The organism is Halomonas sp. LS-001, assembly GCF_052983955.1.
Map to the genome: position 1 here is coordinate 2,799,931 of NZ_CM129816.1, position 25,500 is coordinate 2,825,430.

Consider the following 25,500-nt stretch of genomic DNA (forward strand, 5'->3'; position numbering starts at 1 on the left):
AACCTTAACTGGTTCAGATGGCTAGGCCCGCTTCGGCGGGCCTTGTTGCGTTTATAGGTTTCAATCGCCTTTTTGAACAACCTTCTTCTACCCCCCCTTTTTTATAAACACCCTTCTTAAACATCCTGTTTTTAAATACTCGCCTTTCCGATACTCTATATTCAATAGCCCATTTTTTATTCAATAACCCATTTTTCGATACGTCTCTTGTTACGTCCTGTTCTTACGACTGCTTGTATACCACTATCCGGGTATCAACCGTCAGCGTGAGTTCATCAAGTGCCGCTGCCCGAACGCGACCTTCCCTGCTTGCGCGGTAAAGATGCGGCGTCATTGATAACAAGTCAGCAATCGTCGCTTGCCCTTCCAGCGTTATTGAATAGCAAAGCGTTTCCGATTCAAAATACGTAAAGCCTTCCGGCACTGCCCGTTCGTCAGCTTCTTCCGGTTTCAGCGTGGGATAAATAATTTCCCGCAGCTCGCGCAGGTGTTCTGCCCCCGCTTCAACCTGCACTAACAGGCCACCCGGCTTTAATACCCGAGCAAACTCATGATGCACTGGAAAACCAAACATACACAGTACGCTATCGAGCGTTGCTGTCTGCACCGGCAGGTGTGCATTGCTGCCCACCACCCAACGACTGCACGGAGCTTTTTTAACGTCCTGTTTGGCCGCTGACAACACAGCCCATTTAGAGATATCCAACCCCATCAGTGAAAGTGGCTGCTCACTTGGCGCAGCGCGAGCCAGCTCACGCAAGTAATAACCGTCTCCGCAGCCCGCATCCAGGCAGCTAAACAATGGCTGAGCAGCGTTAGACTCAGCGTGATTTAACAGCTGCTTGCTGACTGCGCGCGCAATGGGTTGATAATAACCTGCCTCAAGAAAACGCTGACGCGCCGCCACCATCAGCTTACTGTCGCCGGGGTCGGTGGAACGCTTTTGCTGCACTGGAAGTAAGTTGACATACCCTTGCTTGGCAACATCGAAGCTATGCCCGGCAGCGCAGCACCAGGTATTGCCTGTCAGCTGAAGTGGTTGGCCGTCTAACGGGCAAGCCAGCGCTTGAAATGGAAAGCTATTCATAAAAATATAGACTCGCAAAAATGTAACCGACTAGCGTTTTCTCTTTGGCTGATCGCTAAAACGCTTGAATCGCTCCAGAGTCACGTAAAGCATAACGATACCGAAAAGCCCCAATGACACAACGTTTACGGTTCGGGTTGCAATATTAGCGGCACTTAACGAAAGTGCTCTGACTTCTGTTTACAAGGCATCATGACATGCAACCGTTACTGCGCACTACGGGCGCCTGGCCCTACCTGATGGCCATTTTCCTGAATGCTTTTGTGGACCTGGGCCATAAAATCGTCATTCAGAACACGATTTTTAAAAGCTACGACGGCGAAACGCAGATCGTGCTCACGGCGCTAGTGAATGGGCTTATCCTGCTGCCGTTCATTTTACTGTTCAGCCCGGCAGGCCATGTGGCGGACCGCTACCCGAAAGTGCGTATCTTACAGGTTTCCGCCTGGGGAGCCGTCGCGGTTTCACTGGGCATTACAGCGGCTTACTACCAGGGCTGGTTTTGGCTGGCATTTGCCATGACGCTGTTGCTGGCGATTCAATCGGCGTTTTACTCACCTGCCAAATATGGCCTGGTAAAAGGGCTGTTCGGCAAACCCCGCCTGGCGGAAGCGAACGGGCTCATACAGGCGGTGACGATTGGAGCCATTCTGGCAGGCACGGTGGCCTTTACTGCCTTGTTTGAAAGCTGGATTTCACCCAGCGCAGACACTCCCGATGCGTTGCTGCGCAGCATTGCGCCGCTGGGCTGGCTACTGGTGATTAACAGCCTGCTTCAGGTGGTAGCACTTTATCGCCTGAAGCCAGACAAAACACAGCCTCCTGCCACCCCGCTCACCTGGAGGCGGTACATCAAAGGCTCTGCACTCAGAGACAACCTGAGCATCCTGGGACGCCAACCCGTACTCCGGCTGTCCATTATCGGTCTTGCGACATTCTGGTCGGTGGGCCAGGTATTACTCGCGGCGTTTCCCACCTATGCCAAAGACGCGCTGAGCATTGATAACACCCTGGTGCTGCAAGCCATTCTTGCTGCCAGTGGCGTCGGGATTGCGCTGGGTTCGTTACTGGCCAGCAAGCTGTCCCGCAACCGGATTGAGACGGGCCTGATTCCGGTAGGTGCCATCGGCGTTGCCGCTGGCCTGTGGTGTTTACCGTTATTCACCACGCCAATCAGCCAGGCCCTGAACTTCGTGTTTATCGGCATAATGGCCGGGCTTTTTATCGTACCGCTTAATGCACTGATTCAGTTTCACGCGGCCGATCATGAGCTAGGCACCGTGCTGGCCGCCAATAACTGGATTCAAAACCTTTCCATGCTGGGCTTTCTGGTAATTACCGCGCTGTTCGCTCTGGCGGGGGTCGATAGCTATTACCTGTTGCTGCTGATCGCCGCTGTCGCCATGCTGGGCGGCGCCTATACAATTCTCAAACTGCCCCAGAGCCTGGTGCGCTTTCTGCTCAGCTTCCTGCTGACTCGCCGCTATCGCGTTGATGTCCATGGGCTGGAGAACCTGCCAGCCCAAGGTGGTGTGCTACTGCTCGGCAACCATATCAGCTGGGTAGACTGGGCGATGGTGCAAATCGCCAGCCCGCGTCCGGTGCGCTTTGTGATGCTGAAGAATATTTATCAGCGCTGGTACCTACGCGGGTTCTTCAAAGCGCTGGGGTGTATTCCTATCGAGCGTGGCACAGGCGCCAACAACGCCTTGGCGGCGGTTGCCGAACAGTTGAACAACGGTGAAGTGGTATGTCTGTTCCCGGAAGGGGCGATTAGCCACAACGGCCAACTGGGTGAGCTGCGCCGTGGCTACGAACGGGCCTGCCACATGGCGACCCCGGAGGTCTGCATTGTCCCCTTCTACCTGCGCGGGCTATGGGGCAGCCAGTTCTCCCGCTCTTCCAGCAAGCTCAAGGAACTGCGTAACGCGCCATTGCATCGCTCGGTTGTCGTGGCGTTTGGTAAGCCGCTGCCGAAAGATACGCCTGCGGATGTGCTCAAGCGGCGGATTTTCGAGCAGGCGACCCACTCCTGGCAGCATGCCATCAACGAACTGACTTCGCTGCCTGACGCCTGGATTCGCAGCGTGAAACGCAACCTCAGTGCACCAGCACTCACCGACTCTCTTGGCCATACGTTGACGGCCGGTCAGGCGCTTACCGCCAGCCTGCTGATTGCCAGACGTATCGAATCACTGACAGGCGGGCAGAGCGTGGGGGTATGGCTGCCCAATAGCCGTCTGGGCGCGCTGGCTAATATGGCAACACTGCTGGCGGGTAAAACTCTGGTCAACCTCAATGACACGCTCGCCCCGGCGGCATTTGCGTCGACCCTTGCCGAGGCCAGTATCGATACGGTACTGACCTCACGCGATTTCGTCGAAACCCGCCAGCAACAAGGGCAAAACATCGTCCAACAACTCGCAGATACCCAGGTGGTTTACCTGGAGGACCTGCAAGCCGATAGAGGTCGTAGTGAATATTTTGGCACCTGGCTTAGCGTGCGCCTGCTGCCGGCATGGCTACTTCAGCGCCTTTACTGCCGCCAGCGCGATGCCGATGCTACCGCCGCTATCGTGTTTCCCGGCACCCACACTACAAAGCCCCAGGGCGTCATGCTGAGCCACCGTAATCTGATGGCCAACATCAAGCAGACCTCCGATGTGCTTAATACCCGCAATGACGATGTAGTGATGGGCACGCTGCCCCTGTTTGATGCCTTCGGTTTGACGGTAACCCAGCTACTGCCACTGATCGAAGGCCTCCCGCTGGTCTGCCATCCTGACCCCGACGACCTTCCCGGCATTGCCACGGCTATTGCCAGGCACAAAGCGACCCTCATGTTTGGCACCGCCGACTTATTACAGCGCTTGAGCCAACGTCCAGACCTGCCACCACACCTGCTGGAAAGCCTACGCGCCGTGGTGATCAGTGCCGATACCCAGGAGGAAAGTGCCTGCCGTGAGTTCACGCGCCAATTCCATACGCCGATTTACACCGGCTACGGAGCCACCGAAACCGCCCCGGTGGCCTCGGTTAACCTACCGGATGCGTTGGGGGCTCACGACCAGACCCTGCAACAGGGCAGTAAAGCGGGTACCGTCGGGATGCCGCTACCCGGCACCAGCCTAAAAATCGTCGAACCACAGAGCTACAAGGAAAAACCTAGCGGAGAAACCGGCATGATTCTGATCAGCGGCCCCCAGGTGATGCAAGGCTATCTCAACGACCCAGAACGCACTGCAGCCGCCATTAAAGAGTTCGACGGCCAGCGCTGGTTCGTCACCGGCGACCAGGGATTTATCGATGAAGATGGCTTTTTAACCCTGACTGGGCGCCATGCGTAATCACCTGGCTATACGCTTGTAGAGAAGGCAAAAAGTCGCAATCTTTTGCCTGCCTAAAACCCCAACAGGCGTTTACGAACAGGACGAACAGAAAACAGCACCAAGGCGCCTAAAGCCAGCCACTCTAGCCATGCGGGTAACAGTTCCTGAACCTGACTCGCCTGTTGAACAGGGTTCCAGCCCGTCATCGCCAGCCCCTGGTCAAACACCCAACCGATCAGCACCGTTACCAGCAGAATGCTGCCCAGATAAACCGCCAACGCCTGGTTTCCAAACTCGCGACGCAGAATAGCCAGAGTTGCCAGGCTTGTCACAGGGCCCGCCAGTAGAAAAACCAGCGCCATTCCCGGCGAAATGCCCGCCAATAGCAGGCCAGCGGCAACCGGGGTGGCGGCGGTCGCACAGATATATAAAGGAATGCCGATCACCGCCATGAGCAGTAGCGCCCACAAACCACCCGAAAAACCCACCAGGGTTTCAGGCGGCACAAAGGTCACCAGCACGCCCGCCAGCAACAAACCGGCAAACATCCAACGGCTGATGTCATCCAATAAATCACTGAAGGCATATTTCAATCCGGCGGTTACCCTCGTTGACTTGGCAGCCTGTTCGTTCGCCTCGGTATCGTCCTGAGAAGCGCAGCCCTTTGATGCACAGCAGCTGCTAACAGAGGGGCTTTTCGGCAGCGCTGTCTGGCCGGTAACACCCACTAAAATACCCGTCACTATCGCGGTTACCAAAGCGCCCAGCACTCGCGCCAGCGCCATCAAAGGGCCTAATAGAACGCTGGTGATCAGCATGGAATCCACGCCCACGCCTGGGGTACTTATCAGGAAAGACGTCGTTGGCCCACGCCCTGCCCCACCCCGATGCAGCGCCAGCGCAGTAGGAATCGCCCCACAGGAACACAGCGGTAACGGCATACCAATTACCGCTGCGCGTAAAATGCTACCCACACCACGCCCGCCCATCCAGCGCTGTAACAAGTGCTCTGGCATTAACGCTTTTATTAGCCCCGCAATTACCAAGCCCAGCATCAGCCAAGGTGCTGCACTCAGTGCAATGCTCAATAGCTCATTGATCAGCGTCATCACCGGTTACCTACTTGTTAGTCTAGAGAATAACCACTAGCCTAAACCCTGTAATCGTTACAGGGTCAAGCCGATGAAACGCCACTATCGTATTGGGGAAGTTGCCAGCCGAACCGGGTGCTCGCCGGAAAGCATTCGCCATTATGAAAAGCTCGGGTTACTGGCACCGCCGCAGCGGGGTGAGCAAGGGTATCGCGCTTATGATCAGGCGGCGCTGGAACGCATTGGCTTTATTCGCCACGGCCGCAGCCTGGGGTTAGACCTGCACAGTATTCAGGAACTGTTAGTACTTTCCGATAACCCCGATACCGACTGCACCGCCGCCGATGATATCGCCAGCCGCCATCTCGAACACCTGGAAGAGCGCATCGCGTCCTTACAGGCACTGGCAGGAGAGCTACGCCAAGTGGTTCACCAATGCCGAGGTGGAAAAACGGCCAACTGTCAGATCATTCAAACGCTCTATGACCACCAACCCACCTGCAAGGAGCGGGGTTGTGGAGACGTGAAAGCGTAAGGGGCAGCCCCCTGCAACACCAAATTTCTCGCCACCGTCGATGACGGTTATGACACCCATCGCCAAACAGGAACGCCGCATGATTGAGACAAGGGAAGAGCTCGACGCCATTAAAAAGTCATGCCACTTGATGGTGACCAAAAGTGCAGGGGTCTCGGCGGGCACCGCCATCATTCCCATACCTGGGCTGGATATCGGTTCTGACATGGCCATCTTAATGCGCATAATTCCCAAAATTAATGCCCAGTTTGGATTATCTCCGGAGCAAATCGAAGGCCTTGATACCGAAACCAGGCTCTTTGTGATGACCGCTATTTCCAATACAGGTAGCAAGCTTGCCGGAAAGTACATCACTAGGAAATTAATCGTCATGCTGCTCAACAAGATGGGCGTTAGGGTTGCTGCCAAAGGCGTTTCTAAGTTTGTTCCCTTCATTGGTAGCGCAGTGGCAGGCAGTATTAGCTTTACCGCCATGAAGCTCATGGGTAACAGCCATATCGAAGATTGCTACAAGATTGCTTTGGCGACTTTGGAAAATAAGCACCTAGAACTCGTGGCTGAACCTGGCACCCATATCGAAGACGATGACGCCTCTATTACCCCGCCGCATTAAAGACCCGATTAGTCAGTTGTTGGCGAGTGTCTATCGGTTTAACCTTATACAGAATCGCCACTAACGAGAGGCCTAAGATGGACATACAACGCTTTAGAATCAGCAATCTGGGCCATTTTCAGAACTTAGAAGTTGAACTTGCTCCCTCGCTCTCATCTAACGGCAATGTCACCGTTTTTATCGGTAATAACGGAGCGGGAAAAACTTCTGTGCTGATGGCATTAGCCACCAGCTTAAGCTGGTTTGTCGCAAGGCTTCGCAGTGAAAAAGGTAGTGGCAGCCCTATACCAGAAGACGCCATTTTTAATGGCAAAACATCAGCCATTATTGATATTGCCGTTTTCGATGAGCAGGGACAATCTAGCAACCCTGATGCAGACATTAACGACCACCTTTACCAGTGGGCGCTAGCCAAAACTGCCCAAGGCAAAAAAGCCAGCGCCAGCTCCAAACTTCAAGATGCTACACGTCTTGCCGAGCATTACCGCCGCCAATTAACCGCACAAGAAACTATCAGTTTACCCTTAGTCGCCTTCTATCCAGTCGAACGAGCAGTTCTGGATATTCCACTGAAAATAAAAAGCAAACATAGTTTTTTCCAGCTTGATGGTTACGATAACTCACTTAACCAAGGGGTTGATTTTCGCCGTTTTTTTGAGTGGTTTCGTGAAAGAGAAGATAGCGAAAATGAAACAGGCTTACCAGAAGACACGCTTGATACGCTGCTAAATAAGGCAGGTGAAGGGTCGGAAGTTTGGGGTCTTTTGCAACAAATGAAAGTGTCTTCAAAAGATCACCAGCTGACCGCTGTACGTACTGCTATCAGCAGCTTTATGCCAGGGTTTACTAACCTTCGCGTTCGTCGTAAACCTCGTCTACATATGTCGATTGATAAAAACGGTAAAACACTCAATGTTTCGCAACTATCTCAAGGGGAAAAGTCACTCATTGCATTGGTGGGGGATATAGCACGCCGTTTGGGCATGATGAATCCAGGCATGAAAGATCCTCTTCAAGGCGATGGCATCGTATTGATTGATGAAGTAGATATGCATCTCCACCCCTCTTGGCAGCGGCGTATTATTCAACAACTAACGCACACCTTTCCCAACTGTCAGTTCGTTCTAACCACGCATTCGCCACTGGTGATCAGCGAATGTAAAGACGCTCTTATTTACTCATTAAGCGATGGCAGTATTACACAGGTGCCTTCCCAATACGGCCAAGATGCGAACACCGTGCTGCTCGACGTGATGGATACGCATATTCGCAACGCGCAAATTGCCGAGCAATTCAATGACGCGCTCGATTGCATTCAAAGCGGCCAACTGGATAAAGCGCGGAGCCAACTTCACGCACTGGCTCATGTGCTACCGGGCGGAAACCTTGAGCTAAGCAAGGCAAAGCTACTGCTACGTAAACAGGAGCTTCGGCATGAAAAAAATCACTAAAGGGACCGAACCCTCGTCATTAGCCACGTGGAAGCACCGAAACCCGCACGGCCGTTATAAACAGTTGACAGAGGTTGAGCGCCAAGCGATACGTAACGCGTGTACTCAAGAGCAGTTTTATCTCTGCGCCTACTGCTGCCAAAATATAAGCGGCACCAACATCGACACCATGAATGAACATTTAGAAGCGCAAGATACTGCTCCACATAAAACCCTGAATTTCAGCAACATCGTTGCTAGCTGTACCACGTCAAATCAATGTGATGCAGCACATGGCTCACAATCGCTTCCATTAACCCCACTGATGAATGAATGCGAAAGTGAGCTCCAGTTTATGATCAGCGGGCGAGTACGTGGCCTAACCGAACGAGCAAGGCGTTCGATTGCGGTGCTAAACCTGGGCGACCACGAGCGCAACAACAAAGGTTTGATTGAAAAACGTAAATACCTTTCCCATAACCTGTTATGGGCACAAGGCGTAGATCCAGAAGAAGGATTAGAAGATGATGTTTTACTCAAACTGCTAATAGACGAGCTCTGCACGCCTAAGAATGGCAAACTAGAACCTTATGCCCCTGTTGTTGTTAATGTGTTGCAACAATGGTTGAGTAGCCCTTCACCCAACACCACCAATTAACCTCATTGGAACGATCAATCCGTTCTTGAAAACTCCAGACCCTATTGGCCATATTACCAATAGCCAGATAGAACTTCGCAGATGTCATCAAGCTTTCTTCGTAACCCTCAGACCCGCTTGCATCAGTGCCGCTTCCATTGTGGCATTGGCATTATCATCAAATAGCACAAAACGCAGGCACGTCAGATGCTGCAAGGTTGGCAGGCACGCCTTGACCGTCTCGGCACAAACGTGGGCGGCTTCATCAGCCGGGTAGCCAAAAGCCCCGGTAGAAAGCGCAGGAAATGCCACTCGGGAGACGCCTTTTTCATCCGCCAATTGCAAAGCATTGCGATAACAATCTGCCAGTAAACGATCAGCAGGCTTGTCGATGCCATATACCGGGCCAAGGCAGTGAATCACCCAGGCATTGGGCAGGTCATGTCCGCGACTCAACACGGCTTCCCCCGGTGCAATCGGGGCCATGCTACGACATTCTTCTGCTAACTGAGGGCCTGCTGCTCGGTGAAGCGCGCCTGCCACGCCGCCGCCAGGCATCAGCTCGGCATTCGCCGCATTCACGACAGCATCCATATCCGCTTGTCTGGCGATATCTCCGGTTACACACTCAATGGTGACGCGCTGTGTTGGGTCATTCATGGCGCTCTCCTCTCATGGTTCTTAATCCGGGCGTTGATCGGTCGACGCTTGATTGGCAGAAATATCTGCCAGCGCTTTATGATAAAGCTGCTCAAGCGCGTCGCTGATTTTGACCTCGTAGGGGGGATCGCAGGCATCCACTGCCAATAGGCGTTCAGGCATCGCCCTGCATGCGTCACGCACGCATTCCGTGGTTATGTTCAGGTCAGGCTCGGGGGCTACAGATTTACCCTCGCAAACTGCCTTCAACAGTAGCGGCTCACCATCACGGGTTTCGCTTTCAAGGCTGATTTCATCGTAGAGGTACTGGGCGTTCTTATCGCGAAAGCGCCATACCTGCTTGCGCCCCGGCAACAGCTTTTTACCCGGGCTGTTTTTCAGGCGTGGCTTACCCTCGTAGTCGGTCAATTTATAGGCAAGATCCAATACCGGCGCATCCTCCGAGACACCAAGCTTAGTGCCCACAGCAAAGCTGTCTACCGGAGCGTCAGCCTCAATAAGCTCGCGAATACCCCACTCATCCAAGCCACTGCTGACCACAATACCTACATCGCTCAAGCCCGCTTGATCGAGTTGCTTGCGTGCAGCCTTGGCCAATTTGCCAAGATCCCCGGAATCCAGACGGATAGCGCTAACATCAAGCCCTTCCTCTTTCACCAGGTGAATCACCTTGTCGACGCCTGCCAAAGCATCGTAGGTATCAACCAACAGAACAGTGCCAGGGTAAAGTTTGGCATAGGCGCGGAAAGCCTCGGTTTCATCATCATGCGCCTGGATATAGGCATGCGCCATAGTGCCACTGGCGGGCAGACCGTACTGAAAGCTCCCCAACACATTGCTGGTTGCGTCGATGCCCGCCGCGCGATAAGCACGAACGCCTCTCAAGGCCGCATCGAAACCGTGCATACGCCGCATGCCGAAGTCGATGACTGGCCGCCCTTTCGCTGCATTGACCAACCGCACCGCTTTGGTGGCCAACACAGACTCGGTATGGACGTAGTTCATCAGCAGCGTTTCCAGCAGTTGCCCCTCGGCAAGCGGCGCGTCGACTTCCAGGATCGGTTCGTGGGGAAATACCGGTGTTCCCTCGGGTAAAACACGAATATCGCCACTAAAGCGAAAATTCGCTAACCACTGCAGAAAGCTCTCATCAAAACGGCCCAGCGTTCTGAGCCGAGCCACCTGCTCAGGCGGAAAGCGGAGTGACGTCGCCAGCAAGGCAGCGTAATGCTGGCCACAGGCAAGAACAAAATTGCGCTGTGGTGGCAGTTTACGAAAATGCAGGGTAAATACAGCACGCTTGTCCATGCCCTCAGCGTGATACGCACTCGCCATGGTCAGTTCGTAAAGATCAATAAACAGACCGAGTTCCGCTTCTTCTAACGCGCTGAAATGATGGCTCATCCATCCTCCACTAGTTGAGCGCCCGCCTGGCGCATTGCCTGCAAGGATTGCGCAGCATTATCGAGATCGACCGCGCGTGTGGCAGCGACCAACAGATGTGTTTCAAAGCCAGATTGGCAGGCGCTTTTTACGGTTTCCAACACGCAGACATCCTGAGCAAGCCCGCCTACCCAAAGGCGCTTCACTCCCCTCTGTTTGAGATAACCCGCCAGCCCGGTGCCGTCAAAGGCTGAATAGGCGTCACGGTCAAACGCCGTGCCTTTGCTAACGCGTATCGCATCAGAGGGTAATTGCAAACCGGAATGGAAGGCGGCTCCCTTGGTGTCCTGAACGCAATGAACCGGCCAGGGGCCACCTTGATGATGGAAAGAACAATGATCGACCGGATGCCAATCGCGGCTGGCAATTACCGGTATATCGTTATGGGCCGCCGCTTCCAGCCAAAGGTTGAGAACTGGCACAACCTTATCCCCGTCTTTTACGGCAAGCGCCCCACCCGGGCAGAAATCGTTCTGAACATCCACGGCGAGTATCGCATCGCCTTCGCTTAACAACTGAGCTGGCCGCATCGTTACGCACCTGCTTGTCAGTGGATTTCTGCCCTTAATTATAGAAAACACAGGCAGATTTTTGTAATGCTCACCCGGTAAGCGGCGGATGGTCGTCTAGACGCCCTTTTTTCCTACCGCGTGTTTTCTTCCCAGTTATACTCGGCGACAAGGGAAGACACCTCATTTTCCCCCTTTGCGGGCAGCCCCTTCGTGACTGATCACCATAAGTTCCCTTGGCCACCAGTCTTCATGATGATCGCGAATATACGCCATCATTTTCTCGCGAATGTTCATCTCGGCGGTCCACCCTGCCATCGGGTCAGAGGTCATCATGTAACAGGTAATGGTTTGTGCGTGGGCCGTTTGCCCAGTGACGTAACACATCAGCTTGTGGTGTTCTATCACGCAGCTTTCTTCCTTGGCGTATTCCAGAAACGCCTCACGAATCTGGGAAACATCCGCGTTCAGGTGAAGCGTTAGCTCTATAAATCGACATAGCTTGGTGCTCTTCACCGACAGATTTTCGAAGGGTCTGGAGACAAAATACGTGACAGGCACGATGACACGTCGCTCATCCCACGCACGCAAACGAATGAAGGTATAAAAGATCCCTTCGACATAACACCATTGGTCTTCGAAAATCACCAGGTCGCCAATCCGAATCGGTTTGGCCAGCGATAGCTGAAACGACGAAAGAATATTGCCCAATACCGCCTGCCCCGCGATACCCACCAGCACGGCCAGCACACTGGCAGACGCCAGCAGCGACATGCCCAGCGTTTCAAACAGCTGGATCTGCCCAAGCACATAAACCGAGACACCAATGACCGTGATCAAGATAACCACACGGCGCAGGGCGTATAGCGTGGTTAACAGACGACGCTTATCTTTCGGCTTGGTATCGTCAATTTCCCCCACCAGGCGCCGCGTCATACGCAGCATAATGGTGTCGATTAACCGCAGCGCCACCGTGCCTGCGCCCCAGGCCATTATCGCGATCAACATGACGCGAAATGTCGTCGTCGCAATCGCGGAAAACGACACCACATGTTCCAGCAGTGCCTGCGTGACCAGTGACACTGCAATCAGCGCGACAGGCACACCAATCTGATTGGCAAAAATGGTTAATATGCCTGACGGTAACACGCGTGCGATCAGCCTCACGAGGAAATAGGTAGCTAATCCAACGGCTCCAACCGTGAGTAAAAAAACAGGAATCGCCAGCCATTCCCAGATTTTCAGAAAGCCGAACGATGACTTCAATCGCTCAGGAATATAGCGCTCCAGCATGGAAGGGCCGTATTCGTCATACAGCAGCCCAACCGACGAAACGCTCTCCGGCATGACAAGCCAGACAGGATCGTTTTCATCCACTCGGTAGCGGCCGAGGCGTACATCGTACGCCTGACCCTTGACCTTCAAGGCGGCGAGTTCGATGTTACGGCGCGGCTTACCCGCCTGTGGGTTCTGCCCTGACGCATCTTCGATCGCCGCATCCTGGCGGCCCGGCAGGTCGGAAGGGTCCAGCCATTCGCCACGCTTTAGCACCTCGGACAGTTGCCTGGCTAGCTCAGCCCCTTGCGCTTGCTGCTCGCCGGGGTCGATGCCTGATAGATTCAGCAGGTGCGCTGCAGCGTTGTAATCACCCTCATCGGTAAACGCCAGAAAGCTGCGAACGGTTTCTCTGGGCGACATTCGCTTCATCTCTTCCGGCAAATCACCCAGACCTGTATTTAACGCATCAATGACAAACCAGCGCGGACTTTCGCTTTCATCCCCTTGAGTTTGCGCCATGCAGATACTGGAAAGCGTCAGCATGAAAATCAGCGCCAAAAACCGCCACAAACGAGTGTTGTTCATACAAGTTTTACCCTAAAAAGTCCGCTAACGTATCCATTAAACTGGCCAAGGGCGATTGACTCACCGGCGTTCCAGCCATGCAACACAGTGTCTTAATCACACCCTCTATTCCGGGAAGCGCCCAGCGCGTACCCTTCTCTTCAGCATCTTTAGCTGATCAGGAGAGTGAGTATGCAACGCTCGATGAAAACATTAACACAGGTAACCAGCGCACCTCGCCCCCACTGGGTAGGCGATGGCTTTCCCGTCCGGTCACTGTTTTCCTATGGCCCACGCTCAGAGTCATTAAGCCCCTTCCTGCTTCTCGACCACGCAGGCCCGGCGGACTTCACCCCCACCACGCAACCCAGGGGAGTTGGCCAGCATCCGCACCGTGGGTTTGAAACGGTGACGATCGTGTATCAGGGGGAAGTGGCACACCGTGACTCAACGGGCAAAGGCGGCGTGATTGGCCCGGGTGACGTGCAATGGATGACGGCAGGCGCTGGCATTCTGCACGAAGAATTTCACTCGCCCGCCTTCACACAGTCAGGCGGTGCCCTGGAAATGGTTCAGCTGTGGGTCAACCTGCCCGCCAGGGACAAGATGGCCACGCCCGGCTATCAGGCGATTTTCAATGCGCAGATTCCCGTGGTGGCCTTGCCGGATGACGCTGGTAGCGTTCGCGTAATTGCCGGTGAGTACAACCAGCACGCAGGCCCGGCGCAAACGTTCTCGCCAATCAATGTGTGGGATATGCAGTTAAGCGGCGGTAAAACCACCGCGCTGACCCAGCCTGAAGGCTGGACAACCCTGCTGGTGGTGCTGAAAGGCACGGTGCTGGTCAATGGCGAAGAGGTTGTGCGCGATGGGCAGGTGGCCGAGTTTTCCAGAAGTGAAGACACACTGACGCTGGAAGCCAACAACGACGCAGCCCTGTTACTGCTGAGTGGCGAACCGCTCAATGAGCCGGTCGTCGGGCATGGGCCCTTTGTCATGAACAGTGAGCAGGAAATCATTGCAGCGATCAATAACTTTAACAGTGGCCGCTTTGGCAAGATGTCAGACTGATATCAAGGGGGATAGCGTAACGCTGGCTGCCAGGCGGCAGCCAGCACGGTGCTGTCTTTTACCCTTTTCGTTCCTGCCCCGGAAAAGGAATAAACTCCACATCATCACCGGGCGGCAGATGAAAGCGCCCATGCTCGAAGTCACCTTCTATCCACGCCTGCTTGGCCGCCTCCAGTTTCTCCCGTGAGGAGGCCACGAAATTCCATGAGATATAACGCGGCCCGTTAAGGGTTTCGCCACCCAGCAGCATTAACCGCGCCCCCTGCTCGCCCGCGACCACGGTAATCGGGTCGCCAGGACGAAACACCATCATACGCCCGGACGCAAAGGTTTCCCCGGCAATGATGATGCTCCCTGAGGTCACATAGATGCCGCGATCTTCATAACCATCCGGCAACGGCAGTTTGGCGCCGGCCATTAATACCGCATCGGCATAAAATATTTCCGAGAACGTCTGTACAGGCGACTGCTCGCCCCAGGCGGTTCCCAGAATCAGACGCACGTCTTTACCTTCGCCTTTCAGCAGTGGCAGCGTTTCTTCCCCGTGATGGGCAAAACTGGCTGGCTTGTCTTCATGCCTTTCAGGCAATGCAACCCAGGTCTGAATACCAAACAGCGAGTGTCCGTTCCGGCGTGTGGCAGGGCTGGTGCGCTCTGAGTGAGTGACTCCGTTGCCCGCCACCATCCAGTTAACCGCCCCTGGGTAAATCATCTGATGCGTGCCCAGGCTATCGCGGTGCTCAAACTCCCCCTGATACAGATACGTCACGGTTCCCAGGCCGATATGAGGATGCGGCCGGACATCAATCCCCTCCTCATGCAGAAATTCGGCTGGCCCCATCTGATCAAAAAAGATAAACGGCCCCACCATTTGCCGTTTCGGGGCAGGCAGCGCACGACGGACCTCAAAGCCACCCAGATCACGGGCACGAGGCACAATCAGGGTTTCTATATCGTGCAGACTGCCTGCTAAAGGACACTGAGGCTCGATAGTCGGCATCCAGCTCATAAAGAAGGCTCCATAAGGTAGCGGACAGGAATACATAGTTAACAGACAGGAGTACAAAGTGTAGACATTGCGACAGCACACCTAGAGTGTAGTATTTCGATTCCTTGATGGTTAGATTCAAAATCAAGACGCAGCGTTGCATAGAGGGAACACATGACAACCCCTAATCTGAATGACCTGTATTATTTTGTGAAAGTCGTCGACCACGGGGGCTTTTCTCCGGCGGGGCGTGCCTTGGGTATCGCTAAATCCAAGCTCAGCCGACGTGTGGTCGCGCTTGAACAGGAACTGAATGTTCGCCTTCTGCACCGCTCAACCCGCCATCTGACGCTTACCGACATTGGCCAACGTTACTACCAGCACTGCAAAGCCATGCTTGTTGAAGCAGAGGCCGCTCAACAGTTCATCGAGGAAACCAAACAGACGCCCTGTGGCATTATCCGCATGAGCTGCCCCACCGGATTACTGAGCTTTCATGTGAGCAAAATGCTGGCAGACTTCATGGCGCGCCACCCCGATGTGCAGGTGCATCTGGAAGGCACCAACCGCCACATTGACCCTGTCGCCGAAGGCTTTGACCTGGCCATTCGCGCTCGCCCCCTGCCGCTGGAAGACAGTGATTTGATTCTCAAAGTGTTGTCGGATCGTGGGCAATGCCTGGTCGCAAGCCCAGCGCTGATCGAACAGTGGGGCATGCCAGCCACACCTGATGAGCTGAGCAGAATGCCCAGTATGAACCGCGCAAGGCCGGAAGAAGCCCATATATGGCAATTACAACGAGACAGCGAAGAACAACGCATTGCGCATTCGCCACGCTTTATCACTACCGATATGACGGCGCTGTATCATGCGGCACTGGCGGGGGTGGGCGTGGTTCAGTTACCCAGCTTGATGCTGGGAGATTCCCTGGCATCCGGCGATCTTGTTCAGGTATTACCTGACTGGGAACCCCGGCGGGAAGTCATTCACGTCGTCTACCCTTCCCGCCGGGGTTTGCTGCCGTCTGTCAGAGCCTTGCTGGATTTTCTCGCTGAGCGCTACGCAGAAATCAGCGTTGAACACTGACACTCTTCCCCATATTAGCCTTCTTCCACCTATTAGCCCTCTCACGCCTCTCCACCCGCTGCCCTCACCTATCAAAATGGCACCGGGCGGGCGAGTTGGCCTGTGAGTTATTCAAGCTTGGTCAAGCGCAGGCGGGCAATGCGCGAAGGCGGTAAGAAAGAGTCGGAGCGGGCATCATCCCAATAGAGTTTAAACAAGGAATGCTCGCAAGGCCCGTTCAGCAAGGCATCGGGCGTCAGGAAGTTAAAGACCTGATCATAGGACTGTATTTCGTTCTCGGAAACACGCCGGATGATGTGCTCAGGCCCCAGCTCGCTTGGATGGCTAAGCCCTGCAGCCCCCAGCATTTCCGCCAGCGCCTTTAACGTATTGCGGTGAAACTGGTAGACCCGCTCAGTTTTATCCTCGACATTAAGATGGCGGCTGCGGTTAGCATCCTGGGTCGCCACACCGCTGGGGCATTTGTCGGAATGGCAGCTAAGCGCCTGAATACAGCCCAGAGAAAACATAAAGCCCCTGCCCGCATTGCACCAGTCAGCGCCCAGCGCCAGAGTTCGCGCAATCTTGAATCCCGACGTAATCTTGCCCGCCGCCCCAATGCTGATTTCCTCACGCAGCCCAACACCCACCAGCGTATTGTGAACCAGCATCAACGCCTCGGTTAATGGTACGCCCACGCGGTTGATAAGCTCCAACGGCGCCGCACCCGTGCCCCCTTCGCCGCCATCCACCACAATAAAATCAGGCCGCTCCCCGGTTTCCTGCATGGCCTTCACCATGGAAAACCACTCCCAGGGGTGGCCAATGGCCAGTTTGAACCCAACCGGTTTACCGCCGGAAAGCTCGCGCAAGCGGGCAATAAACGCCATCAACTCAAGCGGTGTAGAAAAGGCTGTGTGGGCAGCCGGAGAAATAACATCCTCCCCCATTGGCACGCCGCGCGCTTCCGAGATTTCCGCGGTGACCTTCGCTGCGGGCAGAATGCCGCCATGGCCGGGTTTGGCCCCCTGCGACAGTTTGATTTCAATCATTTTCACCTGCTCATCCTGAGCATTTGCCGCAAAGCGTTCTTCGCTAAAGGAGCCATCATCGTTGCGGCACCCGAAGTAACCCGAACCGATTTCCCAGACCAGATCCCCCCCATGTTGGCGATGATACCGGGAGATAGAGCCTTCACCGGTGTCGTGATAAAAGCCCCCTTTGCTTGCCCCCGCGTTTAACGCCTCAATCGCGTTGCCCGACAGCGAACCAAAGCTCATGGCCGAAATATTCAATACGCTGGCGAGGTATGGCTGGCGGCAATGACTACCGCCCACCCGAACGCGGAAATCAGTATCTTCAATGGCGTGTGGAAGCATGGAATGATTGATCCACTCATAGCCGGGCTGGTACATATCCAGTAATGAGCCAAAGGGCTTCTTGTCGCCCTCTTTTTTCGAACGCTGATAAACCACCGCCCGCTGCTCACGGGAAAACGGCCGCTCATCAAGATCCGACTGAATGAAGTACTGGCGAATTTCCGGCCCGACGGACTCCAGAACATAACGAATATGCGCCAGAACAGGATAGTTTCGGCTCACCGTACGGCGCTTTTGGGTAACATCATAAATCCCGAGGCCAGCCAGCAAACCAAAAACCACCACACCCCACAGCCAGAGCAACGAAAACGCCAACCCCACCAGCGAAACCGCGAGCAACATCAGGCAGGCAATAAAAACGCCATAGCGATGAGGCAGGCGGGACAAACCCATGGCTTTCATCATAAAAATACACACTCCTGATCAACAATCCGCCAACGGGCGAAATAGCCACCTAGCATAACGAAACAGACTGGCTGCCAACCAGCCTGATGGCGGTTATCTTGAGCTGTTTCAGTGGTAAGCGTTCATACCGTTCCTATGTAGACATGGCGTTAGATGAGCATGCGGCCGCAATCGCTATAGTGTCAGCCGTCTTTGAGCAATATGAAATGTACGCGCATCAAGGTTGTAGTGTTTGATGCGGCATCGAACCTGTCATTTACCCTCTTGGCGAACTATCCGGAGTTTCCGGATAGTTCCCTCTTTCTCCAGTTCAGCCTCTGAATACACATTGCTGATGTGTTTGCTAACGGTTCGAACATCTTTGCCAAATAGCTCAGCTGGCTCAACCAAACAGTCTCCTGCTCCAGCGCGACGTCCAGCTGAGCTTTGCCATCTTTACTGGTAAATATTTATATTTGATGGTGATTCATCGATAGCTATCCTTCTCCAAGGCCCTGTTACATAGGGCAGCACTGGTTGACGATGTTATGCTCAAGAGTCTGTTGACGTTTAAAAACCGCAAAAGGAAACCTGCCATGCCTGCTTATATCATCATGACCCGAGAGCGCACCCACGACAGCGAGGAAATGGCGCGCTACAGCGAGAAGGCCAAAGCCGCCCGTGAAGGACACGACCCACAGCCGCTGGCGTTCTACGGCGATTTTGACGTACTGGAAGGCAGTGGTATGGAAGGTGCAGTGGTTCTACGCTTCGCCGATATGGCCGCCGCCCGCGCCTGGTACGAAAGCCCCGCTTACCAGGAAGCCCGCAAACACCGCTTTCTGGGAGCGGATTACCGCGTGTTTATTGTAGATGGTTTGGAAACCACATAACTCTCGCCGCACTTCCAGGCTCGTCTCAAGCCGTCATCAACCCTGAGCCGATTGCCGCACCTATTCGGCTCATACCATGAGCCGATTAAGATAACTATTCGGCTCAGTGGGTCAGTAAGACTGCTGCCTCAACCGAGCAGCAGGTCGTGTTCAATGGGGTTGAACTGGCTCGCGGCATTGATGAGAGAAGCCGCAGTGAGCTGAGGTACGCCGTAGACCTCGACGCGCTTGCCATGCACTTCACGAATTTTCTGCGCCAGCAGGTCGAAATCGCCATCGCCGGAAACCAGCACCACCACATCCGCTTTCGCCGCGTACTCGATGGCATCTAGCGTGATTCCCACGTCCCAGTCGCCCTTGGCGGAACCATCCATGCGCTGGATGAACGGCTTGAGCCTGACATCAAAGCCGATTGACCGAAGAATATTCTGGAACTCGCGTTGCTTGGCGTCGCCCTTGTCGATGGCATAGCAACGGGCAGCCAGCACGTCCCGGTTTGCCGTCACCTTGACCCAGAACCGGCGATAATCGAAGTGTTTGCCGTAGGCTTCGCGCACGGTGTAATAAACGTTCTGGGTATCCACAAAAATGGCGACGCTCGTCATGACAAATAGACCTTGGCAGGGATTGAACTTAACGAAAACAAATCCAGTATTTTAATTCTTAAACCTCAAAAAAGCATTTAAAACACAAAATAATGGAATTGGTAATTTTTAGCGAGTATCTTTTACCTCTACTGTTTTTAATGTTACCCACTCCAGACGGCGATTATCGACTAAATGTTGGATTTAAACCTCAGCAAGCCCAGCGAGATTGTGAAAAGGCTCTGTGAGCGCCTGCGCACGGAGCGACTGGCACAACAGATGACTCAGGCAGAGGTTGCCGGTCGCGCTGGCATCGGCACCAATACAGTCTCCAATCTGGAAGCCGGGCGTAATGTGGGCTTCGAAAACCTGGTGCGCATTGCCATGGTGCTTGGCCGAACTCAGGAGCTTGAGGCTCTGTTCCTGCCAAAATTGGAAAGCATTGACGACATTCAACGCTACGAAGACAGCACCCATCGTCAGCGTATTAGAAGGAAGCCCGACAATGCTTGAGCGAGTCAATGTTTTCTACGAAGGCTGGGGTGAGCGCTGGCAATGGGGCTCGCTGGTATCAACAACGGCCCTCACTGGCCGCCCCCAGATTCTGTTTGAGTACACCAATGACGCTAAAGCGCGAGGATTGGAGCTTTCCTCTTACACGTTACCGTTGAAAGGGCCCAAGCTTCGCCGAGATTTTCCGGCTCACCAGCTGGGCCTGCCTGGCCCTGTTTATGATGCCCTGCCTGATGGCTGGGGCATGTTGTTGATGGACCGTCTTTTCAGGCGTCGGGGACTTATTACGGCACGTATCGGAGCATTAGAGCGACTGGCCTATATTGGCAACAATGCCATGGGAGCCATGACGTTCGAACCGGTAGAACCCGAGGGGCTGGCGTCTCAAGAACATATCTCACTCGATCAACTTGCCGTCGATATCCAGGAAGTGTTTCAGGGTGGCGATGGGGAGTTTTTGCAGCGGTTGCTGCAAGTAGGCGGTTCCCCGCAAGGGGCTAGGCCAAAAGCACTGATCTATCGCGATACGCAAACCGGCACTTTCACTACCGCCGCCACTTCGGGCCTTGAAGCCTGGCTGGTTAAGTTCCCAGCGAAGGAGGAGCACGCAGAGGTATGCGCTATTGAAATGGTCTATGCCGAATGTCTGCGAATGTGCGGTATTCCAACCCCTGACACGGAGTATTTCACCCTTCCTGATGGACAAGCCGCCTTTGCCAGTAAACGCTTTGATCGCCAGAACGATATGCGTATTCCCATGCAGAGTCTCGCCGCATTTACCGGTGCCGATTACCAGTCGCCGGGCGCATTGGACTACGTCAACTTTCTACGGGCAACTCAGCTCTGTACCAATGACGTGCGGGAAATGGCATCCGCCTTCGAACGTATCGTCTTCAATATTGCCTTCAATAACCGGGACGATCACCCGAAGAACTTCGCCTACCTGATGTCGCCTACGGGTCAGTGGAAACTGGCTCCCGCGTATGACGTGACCTTCTGCGAAGGACCCGGCGGGTATCACCAGATGGATGTGATGGGTGAAGCGCTAGCGATCAACCGCACAGCGCTTTTGCAGCTTGCCGAAGAAGCCGACATCTCCGCACAGAATGCCAACCTCCTCATAGACACCATCAGCGAGGTAGCCAGCCAGTTTTCAGCCAACGCCGATAAGCTATTACCCAAGGCAATACGTCCTGCGACTTTGCAAATGATCCAACGCCGTATTGATCAAAACCTGGCACTGCTGCGCCAGGTTGGAAGGGATTGATTAGCAGTAGCATCCGAGGTGCACCATAGCGTCTGCTCGTCCGAGCGCCACCTTATCCAATTGCGCTGTTCCCAAGTATACATGAGCCGATTACACCAACTATTCAGATCATATTATGAGCCGATTATGGGTTGTATTCAGCTCAAGGAATAGTGCGGGTCATTAAATGAGGAGAAATAGCTGATCAATGGGAAGCATCTGTTTTAAGCGTGTAGCCAAACGAGTTAAACACCCGCCAAGCGCGCATCATGAATGGTTTTCAACGTTTTGCCGCTCACGTCTCATACCTTCACCTTCCAGTAGCCCCGCGTACCGCCAACCCGTTCAATGGCTCCAGCCGCTTTCAATTTATCGAGGTGTTTCTGTACGGCAGAGGGGTTGATATCTAAAGCCTCGGCTATCTCGCGGTGTGTTCTGCGCGGGTTTTCTGTGATCAACATCAATACGGCCTGCTGACGCTCAGTAAGGTCTAATTGCACCACCTTTTCACCACCTATTGCACCACCTATTTGACCACCTTCTGGCCATGAACCCTCAGAGGCCAGGCTGGTATCCCTGGCAAACTCAATATCCACAAAATCCCCGCTCTCACTGAATGCAGGCTCGGGGTTGCTCGCTTGCTGACACAGTTCCCGAATACGGCTCATGCCGCTGCCCCACTGTTCGATGTAACCCAGCTCCTTGAAGACCCGGGCCAGCACTTTATTGCGGATTTCCGAGCGGCCTTTTAAGGCTTCGCTCAGGGTGAGGCCATTTGGGAGACCACCGGGAGAGACAATATTCAGTATGTCATCGTAGATGCCGACTTTGATATCACGCCCGGCATTGCTGTAATCACGATGCACCACGGCGTTTACCAGGGCCTCGCGAATGGCCGGAATGGGGATTTCGTAGGTTTCGGTGCGCTGCAGGCCCAGAATTTCCGCCTTCAGGTGCAAATGGTTTTTAATGAAGGCTTCAGTCTGCGCCAATTGGCTAAACAGATCGCCTCGGTATTCTTTCTTATCCAAAAATACCGCCATACTAATGCCTTTGAACCGGCTGCACTTGATTTCCACCTGCTCGTAAAGGCCCAGCAGAATCATCAGGCCGTGGGTCGGGCGGTCGACACCGTGCTCTTCCCGGAGTAGCTTCAGGCTTTTCATACGGGCGGTGTCGAGTGGTTTGCCGATTTGCTCGAAAGCCTGGGTGAGAGGCGTGAGGTCAAGCTCACCCAGTTCCACTTGCCAGGCGGCCTGCTCATCATAGCTTTGCAACAGGCGCTGGCGTTCCAACTCGTGGATCATTTCCAGACTGGCCGGGCGATTGGTTGCTCCCAGGCGTACATACACGCCTTCGTCCCGGCCGTGGCTTTTCAGGTGGTAGGGCAATTGGCTGCCCCGGTGTACCTGCACCACAATCAGGGTTTTGTCTTCCAGGGTTTCCAGGTAGATATTCGGTAGCAACGTTGGCTGGCACTGGCTGTAGAGCATGGAAGCAATCTGATCCATCAGATCAAACTCGTCGCCTTGCACACCGACTACCTGACACTGATCATCCACGCCGATGATCAGCTTGCCACCACTGGTATTGGCAAAGGCCACCAGGGTTTTGGCCAGCTGGTCTCCTTTGGGGAGTTGCTGTTTGAACTCCAGGGTTTTGCCTTCGCCCTGTTGGATTTCATCCCAGAGCGGGTGTTCAGAGCTCATAGCCCAAGCCCCCGAGGTTTCGTTTGATCTCGGCCTCCAGTGCGATCTGTTTCACAATCGCCAGCTCACGCTCCGCCGCCACTCCCTGCAAATATTGCGGCGTCACGGCCGTATCATCGACCACCACCCCTGCCGCTTTCACTGTCGCACGCCCAACGGCGGCACTGATACCATCCAGCGATGCTGCAGTTAACTTCGCCAACGCGGCAATGTCGTCCAGTAATCCAATCAAGCCGCCTATAGCCATGGATGCTTCCTCCGTGAATGAACCTTGTAGATAGTAAAGCACACAGCGGGTGAGTTACCTTCACAGTGCTTTGAGGAAAAGGCACTCACTTGCTATAGGTCGATTTTCATAGCAAACGATATGGCCTCACTGACCAAGCCCACCACTTACTGCGTGCCTTCATGAGCTTGCCCAAGCAACACCTTATAACGCGTACTGCGCCCACCACCGGGCAGCGGACAGAGGCATTTTTTGGCTAACAAATCGGCCAGATCCCGCGTGGCGGTGGCTTTACTCACTTTAGCCAGCGATTGGTACTTACGGGCATTGATCCCCTGCTCAAATTCCTCCCCTGCGGTATCCAGCAAACGGTTCAGCACCTTGATCTGCCGTTCATTTAGCACTGTCGTGGCATGGCGCTGCCAGAAGGTAGCTTTGATTAATACGCGGTCGATTCTTAACAGTGCCTGTTCAAGCGCCTCTTTCAACGTGCCCAGAAACCACAACAACCACGGCGTAATATCGAGGCTGCCTTTCTGAGCGCTTTCAAGCTGATCGTAGTACGCGCTGCGCCTTGCCATGATGGCAGCGCTTAGTGAATAGAAGCGGACAGATTGATGCTCTGCCTGTGCCAGTGCTCGGTCTGTCACCGCACGGGTGACGCGACCATTGCCATCATCAAAGGGGTGCAAGGTAATCAACCAGAGATGGGCAACACCGGCACGAACCAGCGCATCAACTCCCTGGGGTGGGTGATTGAACCAGGTAATAAACGCATCCAATTCAGCCTCCAGTTGCCTACGAGGTGGCGCTTCAAAATGAACGGTAGGCTGATCAAGCCGACCCGACACCACTTGCATGGGGTGATCGCCACGCAGCTCGCCTACACGTACATTGCCAAGCACGCCGGGGCCTTGCACAAAAAGCATGGACTGCCAAAGACACAGCTTTTCGCGGCTAAGCTGCTCATCCAGCTGGTGAATGGATTGTAGCAGTAGCTCAACCAGCGCCTCAGATTCCGGTGTTGTTCTGGCAGAGACACCGGCCTGCTCGATGCCTAGCTGCCGTGCAACAGAAGACCTCACGGAACCAACGTCCAGGCGCTCCCCCTCGATTTCGCTGGTACGAATCGCATTCTGGATTAACGCATCCATTTCCACGTCCAGATCCGCCTGACCAAGAGCGGCCTCGGTTTTACCCAGCACGCGGCCCTGCAGAAGCCGCACGGCATCCAACGTAGGCCGTAAAGCAGGTTCATCCCACTCAAAATGCGGCCAGTTGCGCTGTTCCCAGAGATACATGAGCCGATTGCCCCACCTATTCAGATCATATTATAAGCCGATTATGGGTTATATTTGGTTAACGTACTAGTAACAGCCAAAGTTAAAGAAAAGTGGGAATTAAACATACAGCTATAGAATCTATGTTAGCCGTTACCTAAAGAAGCAATAATAGGCTCGTAGGCAAGAAAGGTGTGTTCTTTAACACCTTTCATAAATTAACCAGTAATTATCAAAAAAATAAGATATAAAAATATTATTAGCACCCCCTTATCTATAAAATCACTGCTCAATAGTTAGTGAAAATAAAAATCCACATCAAATAAAATATGGAATTTATGTCAAGTGAATTCTTCTCTTCTCTTCAGATGAAAAGAAATCTTCACTAATAAAATTCACTCTATCTAATTCCATTAAATAAATTTCGTCTAAATCCAGTTTTTCTTTATACTCAATCCATTTTTCTTGGTAATACGTTCTTAATACAAACAAGAAAAATGCATATGGTGTTAGTATTTTTTTTACAGGCCATCTATTTTCTGAGAAGAAACCAACGTGCAAGTGTGCGACTGGATGATAGTCTTTACAATATGCATTGTAATCCTTGTCAAATCTGATGCAAGGCATATCAATATTAAAAAAACTTCCTTCTGAAAGTATCTGTTCACACTCTTCCAAACTAATACCTTCCTCATGGGATATTCTCTCAATCTCACCCAAGTGCTCTTTATAACTTTCAAACGAATAAGGATTTGGAAAAAATGCATACCTGGACGTATTTTCATCTATTTCAGTAAATTGGAATAAAGCCCCATCAGCCATAGCAAAATTAAAGCATTGGTTTTCGATTGCCGAATCATAAACATCTTGATATATCTTTGTCCTAAACGCGGTATACATAAAATCAGCATTCAGATTTAAGCTTTCTAACACACTAGCCTGACGCAAAAAATCAATCTCAATCAATAGATCGACACACTTGCGAA

Annotated in this window: 23 protein-coding genes; 10 read left to right on the forward strand and 13 right to left on the reverse strand. The window is 53.5% G+C overall.

From position 1 onward, the window contains the following. Positions 1-223 precede the first annotated feature (223 nt). A complete protein-coding gene (locus ACU6TU_RS12610; protein ID WP_447141753.1) occupies positions 224-1,087 on the reverse strand; it encodes a putative RNA methyltransferase in 864 nt (287 codons plus the stop codon). A 197-nt stretch (positions 1,088-1,284) separates the two neighbouring features. On the opposite strand from ACU6TU_RS12610, the gene ACU6TU_RS12615 reads away from it, so the two are divergent. Further along, positions 1,285-4,434 carry an acyl-[ACP]--phospholipid O-acyltransferase gene (locus ACU6TU_RS12615; protein WP_447141754.1) on the forward strand — a complete coding sequence of 1,050 codons (3,150 nt, stop codon included), beginning with the start codon at positions 1,285-1,287 and terminating at the stop codon, positions 4,432-4,434. Positions 4,435-4,487: 53 nt separating this feature from the next. Here ACU6TU_RS12615 and ACU6TU_RS12620 read toward each other — a convergent pair whose 3' ends face one another. Continuing rightward, a complete protein-coding gene (locus ACU6TU_RS12620) occupies positions 4,488-5,525 on the reverse strand; it encodes an SO_0444 family Cu/Zn efflux transporter (RefSeq protein WP_447141755.1) in 1,038 nt (345 codons plus the stop codon). Between the two features lie 73 nt (positions 5,526-5,598). Between ACU6TU_RS12620 and ACU6TU_RS12625 the strand changes: the two genes are divergently transcribed. From ACU6TU_RS12625 to ACU6TU_RS12640, 4 genes are all read left to right on the forward strand, one after another. After that, positions 5,599-6,042: a MerR family transcriptional regulator gene (locus ACU6TU_RS12625; RefSeq protein ID WP_447141756.1), complete on the forward strand. Its 444-nt coding sequence runs from the start codon at positions 5,599-5,601 to the stop codon at positions 6,040-6,042. Between the two features lie 79 nt (positions 6,043-6,121). Beyond that, positions 6,122-6,655 carry a hypothetical protein gene (locus tag ACU6TU_RS12630; RefSeq protein ID WP_447144249.1) on the forward strand — a complete coding sequence of 178 codons (534 nt, stop codon included), beginning with the start codon at positions 6,122-6,124 and terminating at the stop codon, positions 6,653-6,655. A 77-nt stretch (positions 6,656-6,732) separates the two neighbouring features. Continuing rightward, positions 6,733-8,106 carry an AAA family ATPase gene (locus ACU6TU_RS12635; protein ID WP_447141757.1) on the forward strand — a complete coding sequence of 458 codons (1,374 nt, stop codon included), beginning with the start codon at positions 6,733-6,735 and terminating at the stop codon, positions 8,104-8,106. After that, positions 8,090-8,743 carry a hypothetical protein gene (locus tag ACU6TU_RS12640; protein ID WP_447141758.1) on the forward strand — a complete coding sequence of 218 codons (654 nt, stop codon included), beginning with the start codon at positions 8,090-8,092 and terminating at the stop codon, positions 8,741-8,743. Before ACU6TU_RS12635 ends, ACU6TU_RS12640 begins: the two co-directional genes overlap by 17 nt. Before the next feature lie 87 nt (positions 8,744-8,830). On the opposite strand, the gene ACU6TU_RS12645 is transcribed toward ACU6TU_RS12640, so the two are convergent. The 4 genes from ACU6TU_RS12645 to ACU6TU_RS12660 all read right to left on the reverse strand — a co-directional run bounded on the left by ACU6TU_RS12645 (position 8,831) and on the right by ACU6TU_RS12660 (position 13,197). Next, entirely contained in the window at positions 8,831-9,382 is a 552-nt protein-coding gene (locus ACU6TU_RS12645; RefSeq protein ID WP_447141759.1) for a macro domain-containing protein, read from the reverse strand. Between the two features lie 21 nt (positions 9,383-9,403). After that, positions 9,404-10,786: a nicotinate phosphoribosyltransferase gene (locus ACU6TU_RS12650; protein ID WP_447141760.1), complete on the reverse strand. Its 1,383-nt coding sequence runs from the start codon at positions 10,784-10,786 to the stop codon at positions 9,404-9,406. Then, complete coding sequence (locus ACU6TU_RS12655; protein WP_447141761.1) at positions 10,783-11,355, reverse strand: isochorismatase family protein; 573 nt, start codon at positions 11,353-11,355, stop codon at positions 10,783-10,785. Before ACU6TU_RS12655 ends, ACU6TU_RS12650 begins: the two co-directional genes overlap by 4 nt. A gap of 162 nt (positions 11,356-11,517) precedes the next feature. Then, positions 11,518-13,197 carry a mechanosensitive ion channel family protein gene (locus tag ACU6TU_RS12660; protein WP_447141762.1) on the reverse strand — a complete coding sequence of 560 codons (1,680 nt, stop codon included), beginning with the start codon at positions 13,195-13,197 and terminating at the stop codon, positions 11,518-11,520. A 171-nt stretch (positions 13,198-13,368) separates the two neighbouring features. Between ACU6TU_RS12660 and ACU6TU_RS12665 the strand changes: the two genes are divergently transcribed. Further along, on the forward strand, positions 13,369-14,247 hold the full coding sequence (locus ACU6TU_RS12665; protein WP_447141763.1) for a pirin family protein: 879 nt from the start codon (positions 13,369-13,371) through the stop codon (positions 14,245-14,247). A gap of 58 nt (positions 14,248-14,305) precedes the next feature. Here the strand turns inward: ACU6TU_RS12665 and ACU6TU_RS12670 are convergent, their stop codons facing one another. Next, complete coding sequence (locus ACU6TU_RS12670; protein ID WP_447141764.1) at positions 14,306-15,256, reverse strand: pirin family protein; 951 nt, start codon at positions 15,254-15,256, stop codon at positions 14,306-14,308. Between the two features lie 153 nt (positions 15,257-15,409). Between ACU6TU_RS12670 and ACU6TU_RS12675 the strand changes: the two genes are divergently transcribed. Then, complete coding sequence (locus tag ACU6TU_RS12675) at positions 15,410-16,321, forward strand: LysR family transcriptional regulator (protein WP_447141765.1); 912 nt, start codon at positions 15,410-15,412, stop codon at positions 16,319-16,321. 107 nt (positions 16,322-16,428) lie between these two features. Here ACU6TU_RS12675 and ACU6TU_RS12680 read toward each other — a convergent pair whose 3' ends face one another. Beyond that, positions 16,429-18,084, reverse strand: a complete 1,656-nt coding sequence (locus ACU6TU_RS12680) for an FMN-binding glutamate synthase family protein (RefSeq protein ID WP_447141766.1) — start codon at positions 18,082-18,084, stop codon at positions 16,429-16,431. 575 nt (positions 18,085-18,659) lie between these two features. Between ACU6TU_RS12680 and ACU6TU_RS12685 the strand changes: the two genes are divergently transcribed. After that, positions 18,660-18,956 (forward strand): DUF1330 domain-containing protein, encoded by a 297-nt coding sequence (locus tag ACU6TU_RS12685; protein ID WP_447141767.1) that lies wholly within the window; start codon positions 18,660-18,662, stop codon positions 18,954-18,956. A 128-nt stretch (positions 18,957-19,084) separates the two neighbouring features. Here ACU6TU_RS12685 and ACU6TU_RS12690 read toward each other — a convergent pair whose 3' ends face one another. After that, complete coding sequence (locus tag ACU6TU_RS12690; protein ID WP_447141768.1) at positions 19,085-19,561, reverse strand: LabA-like NYN domain-containing protein; 477 nt, start codon at positions 19,559-19,561, stop codon at positions 19,085-19,087. Between the two features lie 174 nt (positions 19,562-19,735). Here ACU6TU_RS12690 and ACU6TU_RS12695 point away from each other — a divergent pair, with 174 nt between their 5' ends. Both ACU6TU_RS12695 and ACU6TU_RS12700 read left to right on the forward strand, forming a co-directional pair. Next, positions 19,736-20,053, forward strand: coding sequence for a helix-turn-helix domain-containing protein (locus ACU6TU_RS12695; RefSeq protein WP_447141769.1), 318 nt, complete (start codon positions 19,736-19,738; stop codon positions 20,051-20,053). Further along, positions 20,046-21,320, forward strand: a complete 1,275-nt coding sequence (locus ACU6TU_RS12700; RefSeq protein WP_447141770.1) for a type II toxin-antitoxin system HipA family toxin — start codon at positions 20,046-20,048, stop codon at positions 21,318-21,320. The genes ACU6TU_RS12695 and ACU6TU_RS12700 overlap by 8 nt, the downstream gene beginning before the upstream one ends. A 281-nt stretch (positions 21,321-21,601) precedes the next feature. Here the strand turns inward: ACU6TU_RS12700 and ACU6TU_RS12705 are convergent, their stop codons facing one another. The 4 genes from ACU6TU_RS12705 to ACU6TU_RS12720 all read right to left on the reverse strand — a co-directional run bounded on the left by ACU6TU_RS12705 (position 21,602) and on the right by ACU6TU_RS12720 (position 25,480). Then, positions 21,602-23,008, reverse strand: a complete 1,407-nt coding sequence (locus ACU6TU_RS12705) for an RNA-binding domain-containing protein (protein WP_447141771.1) — start codon at positions 23,006-23,008, stop codon at positions 21,602-21,604. Continuing rightward, complete coding sequence (locus ACU6TU_RS12710; RefSeq protein WP_447141772.1) at positions 22,998-23,255, reverse strand: DUF808 family protein; 258 nt, start codon at positions 23,253-23,255, stop codon at positions 22,998-23,000. Before ACU6TU_RS12710 ends, ACU6TU_RS12705 begins: the two co-directional genes overlap by 11 nt. Before the next feature lie 146 nt (positions 23,256-23,401). Further along, positions 23,402-24,535 carry a Fic family protein gene (locus ACU6TU_RS12715; protein WP_447141773.1) on the reverse strand — a complete coding sequence of 378 codons (1,134 nt, stop codon included), beginning with the start codon at positions 24,533-24,535 and terminating at the stop codon, positions 23,402-23,404. A 315-nt stretch (positions 24,536-24,850) separates the two neighbouring features. Then, complete coding sequence (locus tag ACU6TU_RS12720; protein WP_447141774.1) at positions 24,851-25,480, reverse strand: DUF2290 domain-containing protein; 630 nt, start codon at positions 25,478-25,480, stop codon at positions 24,851-24,853. Positions 25,481-25,500: the final 20 nt, after the last annotated feature.

What these genes read in the sequence shown, in the direction of transcription:
- ACU6TU_RS12620 (WP_447141755.1), bottom strand. Translation starts at nt 5,525, where the DNA reads ATGACGCTGATCAATGAGCTATTGAGCATTGCACTGAGTGCAGCACCT.
- ACU6TU_RS12675 (WP_447141765.1), top strand. Translation starts at nt 15,410, where the DNA reads ATGACAACCCCTAATCTGAATGACCTGTATTATTTTGTGAAAGTCGTC.
- ACU6TU_RS12625 (WP_447141756.1), top strand. Translation starts at nt 5,599, where the DNA reads ATGAAACGCCACTATCGTATTGGGGAAGTTGCCAGCCGAACCGGGTGC.
- ACU6TU_RS12650 (WP_447141760.1), bottom strand. Translation starts at nt 10,786, where the DNA reads ATGAGCCATCATTTCAGCGCGTTAGAAGAAGCGGAACTCGGTCTGTTT.
- ACU6TU_RS12680 (WP_447141766.1), bottom strand. Translation starts at nt 18,084, where the DNA reads ATGATGAAAGCCATGGGTTTGTCCCGCCTGCCTCATCGCTATGGCGTT.
- ACU6TU_RS12655 (WP_447141761.1), bottom strand. Translation starts at nt 11,355, where the DNA reads ATGCGGCCAGCTCAGTTGTTAAGCGAAGGCGATGCGATACTCGCCGTG.
- ACU6TU_RS12685 (WP_447141767.1), top strand. Translation starts at nt 18,660, where the DNA reads ATGCCTGCTTATATCATCATGACCCGAGAGCGCACCCACGACAGCGAG.
- ACU6TU_RS12610 (WP_447141753.1), bottom strand. Translation starts at nt 1,087, where the DNA reads ATGAATAGCTTTCCATTTCAAGCGCTGGCTTGCCCGTTAGACGGCCAA.
- ACU6TU_RS12670 (WP_447141764.1), bottom strand. Translation starts at nt 15,256, where the DNA reads ATGAGCTGGATGCCGACTATCGAGCCTCAGTGTCCTTTAGCAGGCAGT.
- ACU6TU_RS12640 (WP_447141758.1), top strand. Translation starts at nt 8,090, where the DNA reads ATGAAAAAAATCACTAAAGGGACCGAACCCTCGTCATTAGCCACGTGG.
- ACU6TU_RS12660 (WP_447141762.1), bottom strand. Translation starts at nt 13,197, where the DNA reads ATGAACAACACTCGTTTGTGGCGGTTTTTGGCGCTGATTTTCATGCTG.
- ACU6TU_RS12665 (WP_447141763.1), top strand. Translation starts at nt 13,369, where the DNA reads ATGCAACGCTCGATGAAAACATTAACACAGGTAACCAGCGCACCTCGC.
- ACU6TU_RS12690 (WP_447141768.1), bottom strand. Translation starts at nt 19,561, where the DNA reads ATGACGAGCGTCGCCATTTTTGTGGATACCCAGAACGTTTATTACACC.
- ACU6TU_RS12615 (WP_447141754.1), top strand. Translation starts at nt 1,285, where the DNA reads ATGCAACCGTTACTGCGCACTACGGGCGCCTGGCCCTACCTGATGGCC.
- ACU6TU_RS12630 (WP_447144249.1), top strand. Translation starts at nt 6,122, where the DNA reads ATGATTGAGACAAGGGAAGAGCTCGACGCCATTAAAAAGTCATGCCAC.
- ACU6TU_RS12705 (WP_447141771.1), bottom strand. Translation starts at nt 23,008, where the DNA reads ATGAGCTCTGAACACCCGCTCTGGGATGAAATCCAACAGGGCGAAGGC.
- ACU6TU_RS12635 (WP_447141757.1), top strand. Translation starts at nt 6,733, where the DNA reads ATGGACATACAACGCTTTAGAATCAGCAATCTGGGCCATTTTCAGAAC.
- ACU6TU_RS12715 (WP_447141773.1), bottom strand. Translation starts at nt 24,535, where the DNA reads ATGTATCTCTGGGAACAGCGCAACTGGCCGCATTTTGAGTGGGATGAA.
- ACU6TU_RS12710 (WP_447141772.1), bottom strand. Translation starts at nt 23,255, where the DNA reads ATGGCTATAGGCGGCTTGATTGGATTACTGGACGACATTGCCGCGTTG.
- ACU6TU_RS12700 (WP_447141770.1), top strand. Translation starts at nt 20,046, where the DNA reads ATGCTTGAGCGAGTCAATGTTTTCTACGAAGGCTGGGGTGAGCGCTGG.
- ACU6TU_RS12645 (WP_447141759.1), bottom strand. Translation starts at nt 9,382, where the DNA reads ATGAATGACCCAACACAGCGCGTCACCATTGAGTGTGTAACCGGAGAT.
- ACU6TU_RS12695 (WP_447141769.1), top strand. Translation starts at nt 19,736, where the DNA reads ATGTTGGATTTAAACCTCAGCAAGCCCAGCGAGATTGTGAAAAGGCTC.